Source organism: Novosphingobium subterraneum (genome assembly GCF_000807925.1).
GTDB lineage: Bacteria > Pseudomonadota > Alphaproteobacteria > Sphingomonadales > Sphingomonadaceae > Novosphingobium > Novosphingobium subterraneum.
In genome coordinates, this window is the sequence record NZ_JRVC01000004.1 from 83,174 (window position 1) to 103,481 (window position 20,308).

Genomic DNA, 20,308 nt, shown 5'->3' on the forward strand with positions numbered 1-20,308 from the left:
CACAAGACCGATCAGTTGATCGCTTCTTCGGTTTCATTGGCTGCCGACTTCAGGTCGTCGCCCGCACCGCGCACGGTGTTGCAGGCAGTGGCGCCGAGCAGAAGACCACCCATCATGGTGGCAAATACGAACTTGCGGATCATGGCTTACACCTTTCGAACTTTGGGGTGAGGCGGGGGAACCTCACGATCTGGACAAGAGGCGAAACGCCGCAATTGCGGCGCGGTTCCATCATGCAGCCAGAGGGGCACGTTCCCGAGCGCGGGCCAAGAGATGTTCGCGCCAGGCAATCAGGAGGCTTGCCCCGATGATGATCGGCGCGCCCAGCCAGGTGGTTGCTGGCGGAAGGCGATTGAAGATCAGCCAACCCCAGAACGTCGCCCATGCCAGTTGGATGTAGTCAACCACGATGACGCTCGACACCGAGCCGAAGCGGAGCGAAGCAGTCATCGCAATCTGTGCGAACAGCCCGGAGATACCGATCCCTGCCAGCATCGCCCAGCCAACGGCGTCATGGCCAAGATCCTGTCCGATCAATCCAAGCGCCAGAACGGGGGCACTGAAAGCCGAGAAGTAGAACACGACCGTAATCGGTTCCTCGGTGCGGCCAAGATCGCGGACCTGGATGGTCACCAGCGCGACCATGAAGGCGGCGCCAATGCCAACCGCAACGCCGAACGGCGGCAGGCTGGTAGTGTCGGGCCCAGCAATGACCACGACCCCGAGCAGGCCCATTATGACCGCAGTCCAGCGCCACGGGCCGACCTTTTCCTTGAGGAACAACGCAGAAAGGATCACGGCGAAGATCGGCGTCGTGAAGCCCAGTATGGTCGCTTCGGCCAGGGGCAGCAGCCTGACCACGCCCAGAGTCAGGAACATGCCTGTCCCGCCGATCAACGCGCGCCGGGCATGAATCCAGGGGCGCTGTGTCCTCAACCGCCCGATTTGCCCGCGCGCCGCCAGCCACCCGAAGATCGATAGCGCCGGCAGGGCTTGCCGGAAGAAAAGCGTTTCGGGCAGCGCTATGTTTCGCTCGCCAGTGAGCTTGACCAGCAGCAGCATGACCGAGAACAGAACCGTCGCAACCAGTCGCAGGCCGAGGGCCAGCATGGGGCGATCGTGGGCGCTGGACATCGCTTTTGCCATGAGCGGGCCATAGGCCATTGCCCCTTGCGATCAACCCCCTCGTTGCCCATCTGGCGAGCAATGGAAGACTGGTTCCCGCATATCTGGCAATATCACTTCGCCGCCGGCGCACTTGCGCTCGCTGTCGCGACAACATCGGTCTGGGCTGAACGTCGGCGTTTCCGTCGTGTAAATCTTGACGCGGTGGGCTTCATGCCGTGGACCGTGATCTATATGATCGCGTTTCTGGCAGCGTGCGTATTCCTCGGCCTGGCCGCGAGGGAGTGGTTCGCGGCCTGATCCGATATCAGAGGCAGGCTTCCAGGTAGGCTTGGTCAAAGCCGAACTGACGTGCCTTTTCGAGCGTGTAGGGCCGCAGGCCTGACGGCCGGAATTCGCCGATGATCTTGCCTTCTTCGGTCTCGTCCAGATACTCGAACTTGAACAGTTCCTGGGTCACGATCACGTCGCCTTCCATCCCGATCACTTCGGTGATGTTGGTAGTGCGACGCGAACCGTCCCGCAGGCGCTTGACCTGAACGATGATGTCGACCGATTCCGCGATCTGGCGGCTGATGGCTTCCTTGGGGATCTTGATGTCGCCCATCAGGATCATGTTTTCCATACGTCCCAGACATTCGCGCGGGGAGTTGGCGTGAAGCGTGCACATCGAGCCATCATGTCCCGTGTTCATCGCCGCGAGCAGATCGAAGCACTCTGCGCCACGAATTTCGCCGAGGATGATGCGGTCAGGGCGCATACGCAGGGCGTTCTTCACCAGGTCGCCGATGGTGATTGCACCTTGGCCTTCAAGGTTCGGCGGGCGCGTTTCGAGCGGCAGCCAGTGTGGCTGCTGCAGGCGAAGTTCCGCGGCGTCTTCGATGGTCAGCACGCGCTCGCCGGGGTCGATCATCTTTGACAGGGCGTTGAGCATGGTCGTCTTGCCCGAACCGGTACCGCCCGAGATGACGATGTTCATGCGGCAGGCACCCGCGATCTTCAGCGCAGTGCACATCTTGTCCGACATCGAACCGAAATCGCGCAGCATGTCGAGCGTGATCGGCTTTTCGGAAAACTTACGGATCGAGATGGCCGTGCCACGAAGCGACAGCGGCGGGACGATCACGTTGACGCGGCTACCGTCCTTGAGGCGGGCGTCGGCCAGGGGCGTCGTCTGGTCAACTCGTCGGCCGACCTGGTTGACGATGCGCTGCGCGATCTGGAACAGGTGGCTTTCATCGCGGAAGCGGATCGGGGCGAGCTGGAGCTTGCCCTTCTTTTCGATGTAGGTCTGCTCCGGGCCGTTGACCATGATGTCCGACACGTCGGGGTCGTTGAGCAGCTCTTCCAGCGGCCCGAAGCCGAGCAGCTCGTCGATCAGCACCTTCTCCAGCGCGAACTGTTCACGCCGGTTCAGGGTGACCTTGAGTTCGGCCAGCACTTCCAGGATGATCGGGCGAAATTCTTCGGAAAGCTCGTCCTTGGTCAGCGTGGCCGCCGCTTCGGGATCGACGCGCTCGAGCAGGCGCGGCAGCACCTGTTCCTTGATCTTGTGAACCGAAGCCTCGAAGCCCTCGGCCTGATAGTTGCCTTCGTTTACGCCGTTCGCACGGTCGGCAAGGCGGGTGAGGGCATCAGCCTTGAGCGATGCGGCGTTGATCGGGGTATCAACTGGATCGAGCGGTGGCAGGGGCGGGAACTGATCACCGCCCATGGGCATCGGCACTGCCGTCGGTGCTGCGGGCACCGGCGCCGCAGATTCGCCGCTGCGCATCGGCCGGGCAACACCAAACGAGGGGCGAGCCCCGGCGGCGTTGCCTGCAATCCCGTTCTTTCGCCCGAAAGCGCTCATTCGCAGTTCCCGTCAGTGTCCCGACGATCATCCGGCCAATCTGGTCAGCGATCCGTCTTCAGGAATGGTGAATAGACTTGAAACTTTGAAGATTCCCTAATTTGTGTCACTTCAGGACTTTCGGGCGATGACAATGTATCCGTCGCCGAAGTCAGTCCTGCGGAATAGCCGCTGGGTCTGGCAGGCAAGCGCCATTGCGAAGCGACCGAGCCAGCTCTGTTGCATGCCAAAATAGGCGAGGTCGACAGACCGATCCGTTCCGCTGGCTGCCGTAGCGGTGTGCGGATCATCTGCTCCGCCAGCCATGTCCTTGTTGCGGAAGCGCTTGTTTGCTAGCCAGTTGGTAAAGGTTGCCAGCGGATAGCCGTAGCACTCTACGCCTTCGAGGCGCAGGTTGGATCGCGCAGTAAGTCGCATGATGTCGGCACGCTCGTACCTGCGTACATGGCCCGCCCATTCGTCGCGCCTGCTCCAGCTGCGCATGTGAGCGGGCATCGAAAGCATGACGAGACCGCCGGGCTTCAACCAGGTCAGCCATTCCCGAAGAGCTTGCTCGTCCTGTTCGATATGTTCGAGGACCTCGAAGGCCAGGAGCGTGTCAAAGCTCTCCTTCCAGTCCGGAGCAGGTTCGCTCACGATCTGGGTGGCGCCGGTGCCATTTGTCATCGTTCTTGCCACCGACGCTGCGGCAGGTGCGGCTTCAAGGCCGATACATTTGTGTCCGAGATCAGCCAGTTCGCGCAGCAACGCGCCCGCACCGCAGCCGACTTCCAGGACACGTCCCGGCGCATGTCCGGCCAGAGCTGCCATGATGCGATCCCGTCGTAGCACATAGCGTGGGGCGGGTACCCAAAGTCCCTCCAGCATCGGGCCGTATTGCCTGTCCTTGCAAAACAGGCCTTCGTGGGTGTCAGACCGGGCGTGGAGCATCGTAGTCGTATTCACTGTGTCTCCAGCGCACTTGCAAGTTGATCCCTGACCACAGTCATCCCGACCGTGGTCATTTCCTTCTGCGCCGCCTTGTGGATTTCGACGGACTTTGCCGGATCACACAGTTCTTGTGCCAGTGTGATCAATGCGTTGGCAAGGTCGAAGGGATCTCCAGGACGAACAAGGCGGATTGACCTGCCAGGAGCGATGATTTCCCGGATCGCAGGACAATCCATGGTTACAAGTGGCCGCCTTGCTGCAAGGATCTGAAAGACCTTGTTTGGGATCACGCGAGCAGCTTTCCCTTTGGCGGCAAATACGCCCAGGCAGATCGAGGCCTCGGCGATTTTCTGCGCGAGGAGCCGGTAGTCAACCCATGGAATGCGCTTCACATTCTTGAGCTGATGCAGCTTTATCATGGCATCGACGGATGGCTGTTCCTGACCGGTGCCGATTATGGTGAATTCCATGGCAGGCGCTTCGGGGCGAGAGGCTATCTCGCAGATGGCTTCCACGATGACCGGCAGGCCGTGGAGGGGGATGAACTGGCCGTAGAAAAGCACTTTGACAGGCATTCCGGCGGGCGGATTGCTGACGGGCGTGAAAACGTCGCCTTCAACTCCGACCCACACAGTTCCTGTCCTGGACAAGGGCAGGCGATAGAGCGCTGCAATGTAGCGGGCGTGTTCGCAGGTATCGAGCAGTATGGTTGCGGCAGCGCGAGTGGCCAACCATTCGGTCGAATAGAGAAGCTTGGCGAACAGGCTGCCTTTCCGAATCATCTGACGGTCGATCACGATCGTGTCATAGGCGGAAAGGAACATGTCCCAGCAGATCCGCGCACCGCGCAATCTCGCGAAGGGGTAGAGCACCAGAACATCAAGTATACCGGGATAAGGCACGACAACGCGGTTATGCTGCGGTGTGCGCAGATAGGCCAACAGCAACGCAGGATAGGCTGCGAGCAAGCGCAGGAAGACGATCAGGCGTGCACCTGGGCCCAACATCGACTTGTCTTCAATCTCGTTCCATGGGGAGCGGTGGCAGATGACAAGGTCTGGCTCAAGCGAGCGCAAGGCTTCCAGCATAATTCGCACGCGTGGCTTGCCGCAATCGAACGTACCCCAGACAATCGTCCTGCCATTCATATGTCATCGCCCAGGGATAATCGGTTCGGTGCTTTCGACATCAGATTTGCCACTACGGCAACGGCGCTCGCCGTCAGGCAGGCAAGGCGATCAAGCCCCACGGCAAGGAACGCCGCCGCTGGCGCAACTTTGACGGAATTTGCAACAAGCGCCGCAAGGCTCTCGCTGATGCCAAGGCCTGCTGGAGCAATGGCAGCAGCGGAGCCAGCAATGTTGGCCAGGGCGAACGGGAGCGTATGCATCGGAGGTACGAGCAATCCCAGACAAAGCAGTGCAATATGAAGGCGCAGCGCAATCAGGGCCAATCCGGCAAGGCGGTGGCCGACCGTCAACAAAGTCAGCACTACCCCGACATGCCGCAGCATCCACAAGATCGTTGGTAACATTCCCATCAGGCCTGCCACGGCCATCACCCAGCTGGCATTGGCCTCATGAAGCCATAGGGCAAAGCTACATCCAAGGCTTGCAAGTGCAATCCAGAGCACCGCCGTCATCAGCACCAATAGCGAACTTTGCGCCGCGCTGGCTCCAGCCGCCATCAGCGCGCCGACCCGGACCATTGCTCCGCCCGGTATGGGAAGGGCTTCGGCCAAGGTGCCGTATGAAGCGATCATCGTGGCCTGTTTAAGGGTGGTGCGTGCCCCCGCGCAGCGTGAAAGCAGGGCAAACCCCAGTCCAGAGTAGAGCAGCGAGAGCGGCATGAGCAGCACAGTGGCCAGAAGCGCCTGGGGATCAAGATCGCGTGGGGCCAGACCAAGCGTCCGAAAGGCGTACCAGCTGCCGCTGGCGAAAAGTCCGGTAGCCGCAAGAAGCAGCGGCATTCTTCGGCGCGCAACAAGGGACTGTATCCTTCCGCGCAGGTCGGTGAGCCAGTCGATCTGGAGGGCAAAGATTGAGGCCGGCTTCATTGTTTCAGAACGACGTGAAGTAAGGTTCGGACGGCGCTGGTTGCGTGGGAATGCGAAGGCCTCGTCCCCAGAGAAGGCGCGCGGCTCCGGCGTTCGTAAACGCCTTGTGCGGCCCCCGTTCCAGTTCGACTACGGTACCGGATTCATGACGCACACCGTCGATGACGATGCTTCTGCCGGAGGCAACGGTGTACAGACCGGGTACCACCACAGTGAAGATTGACGGCGCTGTAGTTTGTGGAAGGTCGAAACCCGCGATCCAGAATGGACCCCAGAAGTGCAAATAGCTTTTGCGCAGCATCGCAAGATCGGAAGGCAGAAGTTGCGGAACGTCTGCCTTCGAGTTTAACGCATTGGCAAACATCTGGTCGTCGTTCACCACCAGCGGGACTACGCGTTCGCGCTGGATCTGCTCAAGGCTCGGCAATTCGCCGCGCAAGTAGCGCTCGGTGCCCCATGGCGTCATGAAGCCGTTGGCTTTGGGAAACTGCCCAAGCATGGCGCAACTGTCGAAGTAGCCTACCGGCGAGCCGAAGATTTCGTTCGCTGCAGCAACCAGCAGGCGCTGCTTTTCCAGCGTGCCGGTCTCCTCGCGGCTCATGGTTATCGCTGCCCCGACCATCAGGAACAGGGCGACCAGCAACGTGCCGTAGCGCCGGGTGGCAAGCCGGATCCCGACGCATGCTGATGTCGTCACCGGTGCCAGCATGAAGACGTGATAGTACGGCGCGGTGTTATGGTAGAAACCCAGCGTCGTAAGCGGCAGCCAAAGTCCCGCCAGAGCGACACGCTCTGCGCCGGGACGGTCGCTGCGCAACAGGACAACGGGCACCGCAAGCACCAGAAGCGTCGTGGCAGGCGAAAATATTGCGCCCTTGACGTTGTGCCGCCAGTAAGGATGGGTCGTAAGGCTGAACATCTTTTCTGCCGATGCGCCGACGATGTCTTTCGCTCCGCGCCCGCTTGCTTCGCTGATGTTGCTGGCATGAAACGCATAGGCAACCACAAAGGTCAGCGCCGCTGCAGCGACCATCGCGGCCACGGCCTTGAGGTAGGCGCGATCCTTGCCGGCTTCGGTCCAGCGAAGCCAGAACACGCCTGCGAAAGCAGGTGCGTAAAGAACCGACTTGATCGTGGTGAGGCCCGCCAATCCGCCGAGAACGCCGGCGAACAGCATCCATGGCAGGCTTGCCGGACGGCTCAGCAGAACCCATAGACTTGCCATCAGGAGGGCGGTTGCCTGCGGATCGAAGCGGAAAGACGTGCCGTGCTGCAGGACGTACCCCGCCGACAGATAGGCAAGCGCGGATAGCAGGCCGGTTGTCTTGTCGCTGAACCGCATCGCGATGCTGGCAACGCAGGCCAGAGTCACCAGTTCGCAGCCGAACATGAACAGGCGGATCAAAACCACATGGTCCACCGCATTGCCGGGCAGCGCTGGCACCCACATGAATGCCCGCGTGAAAAACGTCTGCAGTGGCTGGTCCAGCTCGCCCTTCGTCGCCAGGACAGTCAGGCTGTAATGCCAGAACTCGTCCCAATTGATTGCGCGATTGAACGTAAGCTGGAGTTGCAGGGCCGATACAATGAGAAGTGAGCATAGTGCGATCAGATACGATCTGTCACCGTGGTTCACGGTCGGTTTGATAGAGGTCGCCGCCTGGAATGCGGCAGTCATGCCGCTTCCTTGTCCGAGCCATTGTTCGAAGACCAACCAGTATGCGGCGAGCTGCCGTCCTTGAGCGTCGCGATGTCCTGTTCAAGTCTGCGAATATGCCCAAGCGCTGCCTCTAGGAGTTTGCGGTTGGCGCCGATGAGTTCGGCCAGGACGCCGAGGAGTCCCGTAAGAGTTCCCATGACGATAAGTGCTCCGCCGAGCACCAGCGACTGGATGTGGCCCGCACCGTCGCCCATGACCCACAGGGCCAGGAAGCGCAGGACCGGGAGCAAGCCGACTAATGCAATGGTACCACCAATCACGGCGAACGTTCGCAGGGGATTGTAGGTGGCGTATGCCCGCCCCATGGTCATCAACTGGCGGATGATGAATTGAGGGATTGACTTGAACAGCCGGCTTGGGCGCTCGGTCGCATTGGTGCGGATCGGGACACTGACTATCTTGAAGCGCTTGCGGCCTGCCTGGATCAGCATGTCGGTCGTGTAGCTGAATTCGGTGGTGATGGTGATGCGCTGCGCTGCTGCGCGGCTGATCGCACGGAAGCCGCTGACCGCATCAGTGACCTCGGTGCCCGAGAGGTTTCGCACGACGGCACTGCCAAGGCGCTGCAGGCCGCGTTTGATCGGTCCGAAATGTTCATTCCGACCCACGCCTCGATCACCGATGACCAGATCGGCCTCGTTTGCCACGATCGGTGCTACGAGCTTGGCGATGTCCTCACCAGCGTATTGCCCATCGGCATCGGTATTGACGATGATATCGGCGCCAGCGGCAAGGGCGGCGTCCAGACCGCTCTGGAATGCGGCGGCCAGGCCGCGGTTGCGGCGGTGACTGACAATATGATGCGCTCCGAAGCGCCGGGCAACTTCGGCCGTGCCGTCGGTACTGCCATCATCGATGATCAGTATCTCGATCTTGTCTATGCCGGGGATTCGCCGGGGCAGGGCGACCAGCGTGTCAGGCAGACTGTCAGCCTCGTTAAGGCAGGGTATCTGGATGATCAGCTTGGTCATGGCCCCGTTTCCGTCCTTGTGGCGGCGCCCCCGGTGCCCCGCAACTCCGTATTCTTAAGCTGCCATGGTTAACTGCCGGTAAAGTGCCGCACTTCGCACTGGAGCTGTCGTGTCCATCCCGCTAGGACTTCGGTTATGATCAATAACCGGTTCAACAAGGGCAACGGGATTTCGCATCTTGCAGGATAGTCACAGATCCGGATTGCTCTTTGCCCTTGGCGGTTTTGCTCTACTTTCGCTGGGCGATGTGCTGGTAAAGAGCATGGCAGGCGCGTGGCCCGGTACCGCAATCGCAGCCTTGCGCTATGTGTTCGGAGCACTGGGGCTCGGCATTATCCTGCTCGTCCGAGAGGGGCCCCGGGGTTTTGCCTTCCCGAAACTGCGCTGGCAGGTTCTGCGTGGCTTGAGCGTGGCTATGTCGGCCGTAAGCTTCTTCAGCGCTGTCCACCTGATGCCCATCGGTGAGGCAACGGCCATTTCCTTTACCAGCCCGATGATTACGGCCCTTCTTTCCGCGATCCTGTTGAGCGAGCCGATGCGCAAGGAAACCTGGATCGCCACCGTGGTGGCGTTTTCAGGGGTGCTGGTGATCCTGCGGCCCAATCTTTCATTGCTGGGGCCGGTTGCACTGCTACCGGTAGTCGCGGCAAGCGGCATGGCCCTGCTCATGGTTGCCAACCGCAAGGTTGCCGGTACGGGCAGCCTGCTGTCGATGCAGTTCAATGTGGCGCTGATCGGCGCTGGTTTCCTGTGCCTGGGCACGTGGGCGGGCCACGAAAGCGGCATCCACTTCTTCCAGGTTCCTGCGCTGCCAATGCCTGTCCTCATCAAGTGTGCGGTCATCGCGATCTCGGCGAGCTGCGCTCACGCCCTGATCTACGTTGCGACTACGCGGGCCGGACCGGCCTCGATTGCACCGATGACTTATGTCCAGCTTCTGCTTGCCGGCACGTTCGGGTGGGTCCTCTTCGGTGAGCGGCCGGATCTCGTGGCAGCTTTGGGAGCGTTGGTCATCGTTGGCGCGGGGCTTTACCTGTGGCGCGCTGGCAAGCCGCCTTCAGAACCGGCCATGACCGATTGATGGACGCGCTTGCCAAGCCCTGCTGGCTTTGCGGGCGGCGCTTGGGGAAGCGCGTGGAGTTCCATCATCCCGTACCCAAGAGCCGGGGCGGGCGGCAGACCGAAGCGGTCCACCCGATCTGTCACCGGACGCTTCACGCAACGTTTTCGAACGGGGAACTAGGGCGCTTCGGCGCAGACCGGGAGGCTCTCATAGCCAATCCCGACATTGCCCGGTTTCTGGTGTGGATTGCGGACAAAGACCCGGATTTTCATGCGCCCACTGCGGCGAGAAAGCGCTAGAGGACGTCGAGCAGAGGCTTGAGGTCGCTCAACAGCGCTGACGGGCGGTCCTTCTCGAGAAGCTGGGCATCGGTTCCCATTATGCCCGTCGCAAGCCCGATCGAATGTGCGCCGACGGCATTTGCCATCCGCATTTCCAGTGCCGGATCGTCGCCAATCACGACAACACTTTTCGCTGCGCTTTGCGGCAGGCCCATGATCGTCAGTGCCGTCTCGAACGCGATCTTCGAAGGCTTGCCGAGGATACGGGGGCGTTTGCGCGTCATTGCCGTGAGCATGGCATTGATCGGAAAGCTGGCGCCGATTGCCCGGCCATTTTCCGTGGCGAAGAAGGGCACATTGCTGGCCGTGAACAGCCGTGCACCGTTCCACAATGAATGGCAGGCAGCCTCAAGAGCGGCAAAGTCAAACTCTCGGAACCAGCCGGTGTAAACTGCCTCGACACCTTCGGCCTCTTCGGACGGACCGACCACATGGAGGCCTGCATCCGCAAGCGGTGCGGCACAACCGGCATTGCCGAGAACCCGCACTTTGCTCACCCCGTTCTTCGAAAGCCATACGGCCGCCGACGATGATGGTGTCAACATCTGGTCATCGTCCACCGGAAAGCCTGCGTTTCGCAGCGAGTTTGCGTAGGCGGCCGGCGGCTTGGCTGTGCCGTTGGTAAAGACGACGAACGGCTTCCCGCTATCCTTCAGCGCGCCCAGCACCTCGATTGCGTGCGGCAGCGCGCGGTGCCCTCCGCTCTTGGAGTCCCCCAGCGCAATCGTGCCGTCCATGTCGAAAATGAAGCCGGCTGCATCGCGCAGGCGAGCCTTGAAATCCGAGGTCAATGTCAAAGCGCAGCTCCCGCATGAAGGGCTAAACGGAAAGAGCCGCGCTCGATCACGATGTCGCGTGCATTGGGCTTGGCGGCAAGCTTGCGTAGCAGCGAGAGGATCGGGGCGACCTTTGGCGAATAAGTGGCACGCGATGGTCCCGCGGCAAGCATCGCATCGACCTGCTCGGCTGGCATTACCGCGCGCAAAAGGAATTCCTCGTCTGGCATGTCGTAGCCAAACTGGCGGCGAAGATCCCCCAGAGCAGGGAAGTTTGGCTCCTTCTCCAGCTCGCGCGAGCGTGGCCGGTCCATGATCGTGGCGAGCACCTCGCGGTCGACCGGTGAAGTGGGCTTGCCGAACTTGCCCATGCAGTAGCGAATAACCTGATCCGAAACTTGAGCGTAACGCCGCTCACCAATCACGTTGAACAGGGCTTGCGTCATGACCATCTGCGGAAATGGCGTGACCATGATCGGAAAGCCAAGGTCGGCTCGGACCTGACCGGTTTCCTCGATCACGGCATTCATCCGGTCCGAGAGGCCAAGCTCCTCGAGCTGACGTGCGATGGTGGTCATCACTCCGCCTGCGATCTGGTGACGAAGGAAGCTGGCGTCGAAGTTCTGCGGTGTGCCCGGTGGCAGGCCCTCGGCCAGCGCGACGCTTTGCCAGTAGGTCGTCAGGCGCTTGAGCGCGGCCTTGTCGACACCGACAGAGAAGCCTGCTTCTTCGAGGTTGGCGACCGTACGGTTTGCTTCGGGCAGCGACGAGCCATCACCGCCTGGACCGACGCCAACGTGAATGGCCGAAATGCCGAGCTTGGCGGCTTCGAGACTCGCCAACATGCCTTGGCCCACCGTGGTGTGGGCGTGGATCTCGAGCGGGCGATTGCCGATCACGGCCTTCACTGCCGGGACAAGCGTGCGCGCACGGTCCATAGATAGCAGGCCTGCCGGGTCCTTGATGTAGAACAGGTCGATGTTCGGGCTCTGCCCCACCGCGCGGGCAAAATCGGCGTAGAACTGGTCTGTATGTATTTCGGAAAGCGTGAAGGTGAGGGCTGCCATGACCTCGGCGTTGCCCTCTTCCTTCACCAGCTTTGCCGCCTCGATCACCGCGGGCACTTCGTGCATCGGGTCAAGCAGGACAAAGCGCCCGACCCCGTTGGCCTGCAAGGCGCGGTATACAAGGCGCATGAACTCGGGATCCGCCTGCTGCCAGGCAATGAACCGCAGGCCGGTGGTGATGAACTGAAGCGGCGTTGTCGGCATGGCAGCCGACATGCGGCGGAGACGCTCCCAGGGATTGTTCTGGAAGTAGCGCACCGCCACGGCCATGTGGCTCGATGAGGTGAAGTCAATCGCCCTGAATCCGCACGCTTCAGTCAGCGCAGCAGCTTGCAGCATGTGTGCGGTGTTGAGGCCGGTCGCGCCCCACAGGCTCTGGTTGCCGTCGCGCATGGTGACGTCGACGAGACGGATCTCGGTCATTGGGCAAGTCCCGCGAGGAAGCCGGTATCGACGCCGCCAGCGATAAAGCGCGGATCGGCGACGATACGGCGGTGGAGTGAAGCGGTGGTTGGCAGTCCTTCGATGTGAAGCGAGCGCAGCGCGTCGGAGAGCCGTGTCACGGCCTGTTCGCGCGTATCGCCGTGCACGATCAGCTTGCCCATCAGCGAATCGTAGAACGGTGGCACCTCGCCCCCGATGCCGATGTGAGTGTCGACACGAATACCCTCGCCGGCCGGCCACGCGGCGCGGACTGCACGTCCGGGCGACGGGCGGAAATCGGCGTCCGGGTCCTCGGCATTGATGCGTACTTCGATAGCATGGCCGTGCGGACGCACTATCGCCTGCGTGAGGGACAGCGGCTTGCCCATGGCGACCAGCAATTGCTGCTCGACAAGATCGACGCCGGTAATTGCCTCGGTCACCGGGTGTTCGACCTGGATGCGTGCGTTCAGTTCAAGGAAGTAGAACGAGAAGTCCTCGGCATCGACAAGGAACTCGGCCGTTCCCGCGCCGCGATAGCCGATGTGTCGGGCGAGCCGTACGGCCGCCTGTTCGATACCTTCACGGGCCTCCGGAGGCATGGCCGGGGCAGGTGCTTCCTCTACCAGCTTCTGGAAGCGGCGCTGGATCGAGCAATCGCGCGTACCAAGGTGGATGGCCTGCGTGCCATCGCCAAGAAGCTGCACTTCGACGTGGCGCCCCCGCGCGACGAACCGCTCGACATAGACTGCTGCATTGCCGAAAGCGGCCTGCGCCTCGGCTTGAGCCATGTCGAGAGCGCTGTCGAGATCTTCGGCGCGATCCACGCGGCGCATGCCCTTGCCGCCGCCGCCTGCCACGGCCTTGAGCAGCAGCGGATAGCCCGTCTGCGCTGCGCGAGCGTGCACGTCGGCGCGCGTTGCCGCCTCGCCGCCCGGAAGTACGGGGAGCCCAGCTTCAACGGCAAGCGCACGGGCTGCAAGTTTGTCGCCCATGCCTTCGAGTGTCTTGATGTCCGGTCCGACAAAGCGGACGCCTGCGGCCTGCACTGCGCGCGCAAACGCGGCGTTTTCGGACAGAAAACCGTAGCCCGGATGCACCGCGTCGCAGCCTGACTTCACCATCGCGTCAACCACGCCATCGATGGCCAGGTAGCTTTGCGATGATGGCCCGGGGCCAACGATCTGGACATGGTCTGCAAGCTGCGCCGGAAGCGATGCAGCGTCGGCTTCGGAAGCTCCGAGGACGGTTTCGATCCCCATTGCGCGCGCGGTGCGGATCACGCGGAGTGCAATCTCCCCGCGGTTGGCGATGAACAGCTTGTGGATCATCTCAGGTCAGCCGGACCAGAGCTTCGCCCTTGGCGACCAAGGTTCCGTTCGCGACGACGATCGCGGCAATCGTGCCGCTGCGGCCGGCGTGCACCGGGTTCATCAGTTTCATCGTTTCGACGATGCCGATCACTGTTTCGGGGCCGACTTCGTCGCCCGGCTGCACGAACGGCGGCGCTCCGGGCTGTGGGGCATGGTAGAAGGTGCCGGGCAGGGGCGAGCAGATTGCGTTCGGATCGACGACTGCCGCGCTTGCTTCGGTCGAGACTTCGGGTCCCGATCCGGCCCATTGCCATTCCTGGGTCACGCCGCCCTGTGCATCGACGCCTTTGGCCACGCGCAGCCGGAAGCGCCGCGTCGAAAGGTCGAGTTCGCGGTAGCCTGACTTCTCCAGGATCTCGGCGATCTCGGCGATGTCTTCGTGGGTCAGGGGAATGTCGTCGGTCATCATCGGATCAGTTCTTTGCGGCCAGCAATTCACGGGCAGCGGCGATCACCGCACTCGAAAATGCTTCGTCGTTGAAGTGGGAATCGATCGCGGTGACAGGCACATGATCGGGCATCACCTGCGCGAGGTACTCGGCGAACGGGCCTGGCACGCTGAGGTCCTGCAGATGTCCGGCTGCGCTATCGTGGCTGGAAAAGCCCCTGAGCGGGGTGAAAACCCGAACCGGCCCCTTGGCTTCGCGCACGTTTGCGGCAAGGTGGTCGGCCAGCTTCTTGAGATCATCCACCTTGGTTCGCACCGCTGTCAGCTGCGGGTTGTGCTGATGGTAGCGGCGGCCGGGGAACTGCACTTCTGCTGCATCGATCGGTCCGCCGATGATGAAGTCGGCATTACCAGGTGCCAGGATCGTCGGTATGCCCTTGCGCAGCGCTGCGCGACCGCGATCGGGGCCGGAGTCTGCCAGCCCGCCGAAGAGATGGTCGAGGATCTCGGTCTGCGAAAGATCCAGCACCAGCGCCACGTCCTTGTCGGTGGCCAGACCATCAAGGGTGGGCCCGCCCGCGCCGGAGGAGTGGAATACCATTACCTCGCAGCCATCGCTTTCCAGAGCCTGGCGGATGCGCTTCACGCTGACTTCGGTGGTGCCGAGAGTGGTAATCAAGACCAGCGGCTTTTCCGGGCCCTTGTCGCGATCAAAGCCTTTGGCCATCCCTGCAACGGCGTTAGCGGCGTTGCGGAAGACATCGCGGCTGATGGTGTTGATGCCCGATATGTCGGTCACCGCGTTCATCATCGCGATGTCCTTCACGCCCATGTATGGCTTTGTAAATCCCGAGGCCATGGTCGAGACGATCAGCTTGGGCAGGCCATAGGGAAAGCTCTGCATCAGTGCCCCGGCAAGCGCCGAGCCCATCGAGCCGCCGACGGCAAGAATGCCCGAGACGGGCGACTTGGCGTCCCATGCGTGGGCTGCTGCGATTGCACCGCCAATCATCGCATCCTGGCACTTGCCTTCGTGGCCAAGTGCCCGGACCTCCTCGATCGTCATGCCGGCGGCCTCCGCAACCATCTCGGGCGAGATTTCCGCACCGCCGACAGTGCGGCGGACGCTGGGATCGAGGTGGACCACGTCAACTCCAGCCGCTTCCAAAGCGGCTCGGGTGAAGCGGGCTTCCTCTTCCTTGGTATCCTGCGTGCAGATGAACAGGACGCTTGGCTTCGTCATCGTCAGGTTTTCCTCTCCGTCCCCTATTGCTGCGACAGCGCGGTTGACTTTGCACGGGGGTTTCGTGATTTTGCGTTGCATAAGGTGAAACGCAGAATTTGCCGGAGCAGGATGGATGCTGGAACGCAGGGTCAAGACCGTGCGCGCGCTCGAGCGTGGACTGGACGTGTTGATTGAGGTGCAGACGCGCAAGGCGGCAAGCCTGCACGAACTCCATCAGGCGACGGGGTTGCCCAAAGCGACCTTGCTGCGAATGCTTGTCACCCTCGGGCAAAAAGGGCTGGTTTGGCAGCGTCTGGCAGATGGTGCCTACCTTCCGCATGTCGATCGGATCGAACGCGCGTCTTTCACCTCAGCTGCGCATATTGCCGAAGTCGCTTCTCCACACCTGAAGGCGCTTTCGACAAGGGTGGCCTGGCCGTCCGTGCTGGCCGCCCCGCGGCTTGATCACATGGAGATCCTCGAGACCAACAGCCCGCTTTTCCGGCTGGATTCTGCTATTCTCGGTCCAGTGGGCGTCAAGCTATCCTACATCCATACCGCGACTGGGAGAGCATACTTGGCGGCATGCGGAGATGCCGAGCGCGACTCGATCATCGACCGCCTTCGCCCCGCCAATCCACCTGACGGCAGCGAGGCTGAGCTTCGGCAGATGCTGCAGCAGGTAAAGCAGCGGGGGTATGCAACCCGCGATCCGCTGCTGCCCTGGCCAGATCGGTCGAAGCAACTCGTCTTGCGAGACGGGCGACGGTCGATGGCTGTACCGATCATGGTGGGTGGATCGCCAATAGCAACCATCAACGTGACCTGGCCGGGCAGGCGGGGAGCGGACGAAGCAGTTGTCCAGAGACATCTGGAAGCTTTGAAGGCAACTGCGCGAGCAATCGCGGCGGCGCTCGAAGCCAACCCAAACTAGGTTTCACTCCGTGAAATCGGTTTGTCCAACTGATTAATTTGTGACGCTGGATCGGTGATGATCGTCTCACAGGGAGAAAATGCCGATGCGCCAGTGGGTGATAGCCGCAGGCTCTACGTCGCTGAATGATCTGCGGCTGGACGAGACCGACATTCCGCAGCCCGGTCCGGGCGAAGTGCTGGTGCGCGTTCGTGCGTGCTCGCTGAACTACCGCGACCAGATCATTCCGCTCGGCTTCTACATGGGCGGTGTCGTACAGCAGGATACCGTACCGCTTTCCGACGGCGCCGGCGAGATTGCCGCGGTGGGCGAGGGCGTTGCCTCGCTCAAGGTGGGTGACCGCGTGGCCGGTATATTCTTCCAGGACTGGATGGACGGCCCGCCCAACCCCGGCATGGGCGCAGCCCTTGGCGCACCGCCTGCGCCGGGCATGCTGCAGGATTATGTTGTCCTGCCCGAGCATGGCGTTGTCCCGCTGGCTGAAACCTTGGACTTCACGCAGGCGGCCTGTCTGCCCTGCGCCGGTGTCACAGCGTGGAACGCCCTCATGGAGGGACCGCGCCCGGTAAAGGCGGGGGACACCGTCCTGGTTCTTGGCACCGGGGGCGTCTCTCTCCTGGCGCTGCAGATTGCCAAGGCGGCAGGTGCCACCGTCATCGCCACTTCGTCCTCGGACGAGAAGCTCGAGCGGGTGAAAGCGCTGGGTGTCGATCATGTGATCAATTACCGCACCACGCCCGAGTGGGGTGCCGAAGCAGCACGGCTCGCTGGTGGCGGCGTTGACAAGGTCGTCGAGGTGGGAGGCGCAGGTACGCTCAAGCAATCCATCGCCGCGGTCGGCTTCGCGGGCGAAATCGCCCTGATCGGCGTGCTGACGCGCGAGGGCGACACCAACCCGCACGGCCTGATGTTCAAGGGGGCCTCGATCCGCGGCATTTTCGTCGGTTCCAAAGGCATGGCCGAGCGCCTGAATGCCTTCATTGACCAGCATGGGATCGAGCCCGTGGTCGACAAGGTATTCCCCATCGAGAAGGCCCGCGACGCTTACGCTTACCAGTCATCGGCAGGCTTGTTCGGCAAGGTCGCAATCACGCTTTAGCAGCATTTGGTACGCTTCCGTCCGCCAGAGGCGGGGCGTGCGGAGAGGACAGAAATGGCAAGGATGCTCGGCTTCGGCCAGCCGTTCGGCGGCGTCATGCAGACCGCGTTCGTGGTCGAGGATGTCCGCGCGTCGATCGCGCACTTCCAGAAGGATTGCGCCGCCGGGCCGTTCTTCCTGCTCGACCATTTTCTCGGTCCCGACCAGTTTTATCGGGGCGCGCCATCGAACGCAGATGTCACGATCGCGATGGGCTTCATCGGTCACATGCAGGTCGAACTGATACAGCCTCTTGACGGCAACCCGTCCGTTTACCGCGAAACCATCGAGAAGAGCGGCTACGGCTTCCACCACTTCGGCATCGCCTACGAGGACGTAGAGGCTGAACTGCCCGGCTATCTCGCACGGGGCTACAAGCTTGCGTTCAAGGCTGCTGTGCCGACAGGCGGCAGCGTCGCCTATCTGGAAGGGGGGAATGCTGCGGCACCGGGCTTTCTTGAACTGATCCCGGCCACGCCCGGGATGGACGCGCATTTCACGGCAATGTGGCAGGCTTCGCAAGGGTGGGATGGCGCCGACCCGGTCCGTCCATTCATCTGAACCATAACAACGATAGCAGGGACGGGAGATCGGGATGAAGGGCACACAGGCAAGAGGCAGCGGCTATCAGGTGTGGGTTACCGCGCTCCTCAGCCTCAATTTCGGCATCCTGTTCTTTGACCGGAACGCGCTCAACTTCCTGATGCCGTTCGTCCAGCCGGACCTGCAATTGAGCAACACGCAAGTCGGCATGTTCAGCTCGGCCCTGTCGCTCACTTGGGCGCTGTCGGGCCTGTTGGTCGGGCGCATCTCGGACAAGCTGGGGTCGCGCAAGCCCGTGGTTGTAGTGGCGACGGTGGCATTCTGCTTGTGCTCCTTCATCTCTGGCGCCGCCTCTTCGTTTCTGATGCTGCTTGGCGCGCGCCTCTTGATGGGGGCTGCCGAGGGTGGTGTCATGCCGGTCAGCCATTCTATCATTGTTGCCGAGGTCGCCCCTGAGCGCCGCGGCCTTGCCATGGGGGTTGCGCAGAACCTGGGTTCCAATCTGCTCGGTTCGGGACTTGCGCCCTTGCTGTTGGTGCCCGTCGCTGTTGCCGTTGGTTGGAGAACCGGCTTCTACCTGGCTGCGCTCCCCGGACTCGTGACGGCGGCCCTGATCTGGTTCACGCTGCGCGAGCCGCCGGTGGAGGCGCATGACGACACCGCACCCAAAGTCACGCTGCGTGAGGCATTTGGCCATCGCAACGTGATCCTTTGTGCCCTGATCTCGATCCTGCTGGTTTCCTATCTGGTTGTGTGCTGGGCCTTCATGCCGCTGTTCCTGACCAAGGCGCGCGGGTTTGATCCGGACACAATGAGCTGGCTGATGGCAACGCTCGGGATTTCCGCGGGTCTGGGCAGCTTCGCTGTACCGGCGATCTCCGACGTCATTGGCCGCCGCCCGGTGATGATCTTTTTCTCTTTCCTTGGTGTGATCCTGCCCTTGGGTGGCCTTTATTACGAAGGGTCTGCGTGGGTCCTCGCAGCGATCTTCTTCTTCGGCTGGGGCCTCAACGGGCTTTTCCCGATGTTCATGGCCACGATCCCGTCGGAATCGGTCGACCCGCGGTTGACCGCAACGCTCACAGGCGTCGTCATGGGGACAGGCGAGGTGCTCGGCGGGGTTCTGTCCCCGTTCCTCGCCGGAACCTTGGCTGACGCTTACGGTCTTGCTGCCCCGCTGTGGCTGATGCTCGGCTGCACCGTGCTGGCGGGCTTCCTGACACTTGGACTTATCGAATCCGCACCGCGCGTCGTTGCGCGGCGCTCCGGCAACGCGATCCCCTCGATCGCCTGACACGACGGAGAAGAACCATGGGTGCGCTTCTCAAATTTCACACTGCTGACGTGGCTCCCCATGATCGGGCGCGATATTGGAACGAGATTGCCGATCGGGCCTTTACGGGCACATTCGTCAACGTGCCGGGAGAAGACTTCGCGGGGAAGATGCTGTCCTGGCGCGTCGGCGAGCTCGACATGATCCGCACGGATTCATCCCACTCGGCAGTAGGGCGCAATCCTCTGCCACAGAATGACGAGCGCCTGATCCTCCACCTTCAATGCCGCGGCAACAGCCAGCATATGCAGGGGCGCAGCGAATGCACACTCCAGCCGGGCGATTTCGTTCTCGCCAGCCCGCACCAGCCTTATGCGATCCGCCTCACAGGCCACGAACTGCTTGTGGTCGAGTTTCCGCGAGCGCCTCTGGCCGAGCGTTTTCCGGGCATCGATGATGCGCTGATGCAACGCATGTGCGGCGCGACGCCTGGCGGGCGCGTGTTCCACGATTTCCTGCTTTCGTTGTGGCAGCAGGGCGAGCGCGCCTCAGAGGATCCGGAATGGGAAATCGGTGTCAACGCCGTATTCTATGATCTCGCCGCAATGGCCGTACGCGGGGCGCAGCGTCCTTCAACCGACGCAGGCGAGGCCGACATGCGCCGCCGCGTGCTGGCAATGGTTGCAGCCAACCTTGAGGACCCGGCCCTGCGCACTACGTCCATAGCCGATGCCTGCAGCATATCGGTTCGTACGGTGCAGAACATCTTCGCGGCGATGGGTACTACGCCCACGGCCTACATCCTTGATCAGCGCCTGCGCCGCGCGGCTGACAGGCTGGTGGCCAGACCCGATTCCAGCATAACCGAGATCGCATTCGAGCTGGGCTTCAATGACAGTGCCTACTTCACGCGCTGCTTCCGGCAGCAGTTCGGCGCTGCCCCGCGCGACTGGCGAATGGGCAGAAAGTCACCAGCATGACGTAAGGGAATGCCGCGCAGCAGGACTTTTGCGCGGCAGTCCTGATCAGCTTGCGCGTGAGTGCAAGCGACAAGTTCCGCCAGTGCCTATCAAGCTGGCGAAATTCCGGGGCAGGGGCCCCTTTCGGACA

Annotated in this window: 21 protein-coding genes; 8 read left to right on the plus strand and 13 right to left on the minus strand. The window is 62.0% G+C overall.

Features of this window, described 5'->3' with window-relative positions; genetic code table 11:
- Positions 1-11: 11 nt before the first annotated feature.
- Together NJ75_RS25285 and NJ75_RS05115 are read right to left on the minus strand one after the other, a co-directional pair.
- A complete protein-coding gene (locus NJ75_RS25285; protein WP_255355086.1) occupies positions 12-143 on the minus strand; it encodes a hypothetical protein in 132 nt (43 codons plus the stop codon).
- 88 nt (positions 144-231) lie between these two features.
- Entirely contained in the window at positions 232-1,146 is a 915-nt protein-coding gene (locus NJ75_RS05115; protein WP_236727061.1) for a DMT family transporter, read from the minus strand.
- Between the two features lie 60 nt (positions 1,147-1,206).
- Between NJ75_RS05115 and NJ75_RS05120 the strand changes: the two genes are divergently transcribed.
- The gene (locus NJ75_RS05120; RefSeq protein WP_052242026.1) at positions 1,207-1,425 is read left to right on the plus strand and encodes a hypothetical protein; all 219 of its coding nucleotides are present in this window, start codon (positions 1,207-1,209) and stop codon (positions 1,423-1,425) included.
- Positions 1,426-1,432: 7 nt separating this feature from the next.
- Here the strand turns inward: NJ75_RS05120 and NJ75_RS05125 are convergent, their stop codons facing one another.
- From NJ75_RS05125 to NJ75_RS05150, 6 genes are all read right to left on the minus strand, one after another.
- Positions 1,433-2,977, minus strand: coding sequence for a CpaF family protein (locus NJ75_RS05125; protein ID WP_052242028.1), 1,545 nt, complete (start codon positions 2,975-2,977; stop codon positions 1,433-1,435).
- A 111-nt stretch (positions 2,978-3,088) separates the two neighbouring features.
- On the minus strand, positions 3,089-3,922 hold the full coding sequence (locus NJ75_RS05130) for a class I SAM-dependent methyltransferase (RefSeq protein ID WP_236727062.1): 834 nt from the start codon (positions 3,920-3,922) through the stop codon (positions 3,089-3,091).
- A complete protein-coding gene (locus NJ75_RS05135) occupies positions 3,919-4,704 on the minus strand; it encodes a glycosyltransferase (protein WP_236727063.1) in 786 nt (261 codons plus the stop codon). The genes NJ75_RS05130 and NJ75_RS05135 overlap by 4 nt, the downstream gene beginning before the upstream one ends.
- Positions 4,705-5,051: 347 nt before the next feature.
- Positions 5,052-5,963 (minus strand): hypothetical protein, encoded by a 912-nt coding sequence (locus NJ75_RS05140; protein WP_039332105.1) that lies wholly within the window; start codon positions 5,961-5,963, stop codon positions 5,052-5,054.
- Between the two features lie 4 nt (positions 5,964-5,967).
- Positions 5,968-7,641, minus strand: coding sequence for an ArnT family glycosyltransferase (locus NJ75_RS05145; RefSeq protein ID WP_039332108.1), 1,674 nt, complete (start codon positions 7,639-7,641; stop codon positions 5,968-5,970).
- The gene (locus tag NJ75_RS05150) at positions 7,638-8,654 is read right to left on the minus strand and encodes a glycosyltransferase family 2 protein (protein WP_052242034.1); all 1,017 of its coding nucleotides are present in this window, start codon (positions 8,652-8,654) and stop codon (positions 7,638-7,640) included. The genes NJ75_RS05145 and NJ75_RS05150 overlap by 4 nt, the downstream gene beginning before the upstream one ends.
- Positions 8,655-8,856: 202 nt before the next feature.
- On the opposite strand from NJ75_RS05150, the gene NJ75_RS05155 reads away from it, so the two are divergent.
- Positions 8,857-9,735, plus strand: coding sequence for a DMT family transporter (locus tag NJ75_RS05155; RefSeq protein WP_269078569.1), 879 nt, complete (start codon positions 8,857-8,859; stop codon positions 9,733-9,735).
- Positions 9,735-10,016: an HNH endonuclease family protein gene (locus NJ75_RS05160; RefSeq protein WP_039332112.1), complete on the plus strand. Its 282-nt coding sequence runs from the start codon at positions 9,735-9,737 to the stop codon at positions 10,014-10,016. Before NJ75_RS05155 ends, NJ75_RS05160 begins: the two co-directional genes overlap by 1 nt.
- Here NJ75_RS05160 and NJ75_RS05165 read toward each other — a convergent pair.
- Genes NJ75_RS05165 through NJ75_RS05185 form a run of 5 tightly spaced genes read right to left on the minus strand, consistent with a single transcriptional unit; the run spans position 10,013 to position 15,328 of the window.
- Positions 10,013-10,855: an HAD-IIA family hydrolase gene (locus NJ75_RS05165; RefSeq protein ID WP_039332115.1), complete on the minus strand. Its 843-nt coding sequence runs from the start codon at positions 10,853-10,855 to the stop codon at positions 10,013-10,015. The two genes, NJ75_RS05160 and NJ75_RS05165, sit on opposite strands and share 4 nt — an antisense overlap.
- Positions 10,852-12,324 carry an acetyl-CoA carboxylase gene (locus NJ75_RS05170; protein WP_039332117.1) on the minus strand — a complete coding sequence of 491 codons (1,473 nt, stop codon included), beginning with the start codon at positions 12,322-12,324 and terminating at the stop codon, positions 10,852-10,854. The genes NJ75_RS05165 and NJ75_RS05170 overlap by 4 nt, the downstream gene beginning before the upstream one ends.
- Positions 12,321-13,655, minus strand: coding sequence for an acetyl-CoA carboxylase biotin carboxylase subunit (locus NJ75_RS05175; RefSeq protein WP_039332118.1), 1,335 nt, complete (start codon positions 13,653-13,655; stop codon positions 12,321-12,323). Before NJ75_RS05175 ends, NJ75_RS05170 begins: the two co-directional genes overlap by 4 nt.
- 1 nt (position 13,656) lies before the next feature.
- Positions 13,657-14,106: an acetyl-CoA carboxylase biotin carboxyl carrier protein gene (locus NJ75_RS05180; protein ID WP_052242036.1), complete on the minus strand. Its 450-nt coding sequence runs from the start codon at positions 14,104-14,106 to the stop codon at positions 13,657-13,659.
- A 4-nt stretch (positions 14,107-14,110) separates the two neighbouring features.
- Positions 14,111-15,328: a Tm-1-like ATP-binding domain-containing protein gene (locus NJ75_RS05185; RefSeq protein ID WP_039332406.1), complete on the minus strand. Its 1,218-nt coding sequence runs from the start codon at positions 15,326-15,328 to the stop codon at positions 14,111-14,113.
- A 115-nt stretch (positions 15,329-15,443) separates the two neighbouring features.
- Here NJ75_RS05185 and NJ75_RS05190 point away from each other — a divergent pair, with 115 nt between their 5' ends.
- The 5 genes from NJ75_RS05190 (at position 15,444) to NJ75_RS05210 (ending at position 20,178) form a co-directional block, all read left to right on the plus strand.
- Positions 15,444-16,244, plus strand: a complete 801-nt coding sequence (locus NJ75_RS05190; RefSeq protein ID WP_039332120.1) for an IclR family transcriptional regulator domain-containing protein — start codon at positions 15,444-15,446, stop codon at positions 16,242-16,244.
- Between the two features lie 85 nt (positions 16,245-16,329).
- The gene (locus NJ75_RS05195; RefSeq protein ID WP_039332122.1) at positions 16,330-17,343 is read left to right on the plus strand and encodes a zinc-dependent alcohol dehydrogenase family protein; all 1,014 of its coding nucleotides are present in this window, start codon (positions 16,330-16,332) and stop codon (positions 17,341-17,343) included.
- Positions 17,344-17,397: 54 nt separating this feature from the next.
- Complete coding sequence (locus tag NJ75_RS05200; protein WP_039332124.1) at positions 17,398-17,943, plus strand: VOC family protein; 546 nt, start codon at positions 17,398-17,400, stop codon at positions 17,941-17,943.
- 34 nt (positions 17,944-17,977) lie between these two features.
- Entirely contained in the window at positions 17,978-19,219 is a 1,242-nt protein-coding gene (locus NJ75_RS05205) for an MFS transporter (protein WP_039332126.1), read from the plus strand.
- Positions 19,220-19,236: 17 nt separating this feature from the next.
- Entirely contained in the window at positions 19,237-20,178 is a 942-nt protein-coding gene (locus NJ75_RS05210) for a helix-turn-helix domain-containing protein (protein WP_039332128.1), read from the plus strand.
- The last annotated feature ends 130 nt before the right edge of the window (positions 20,179-20,308 follow it).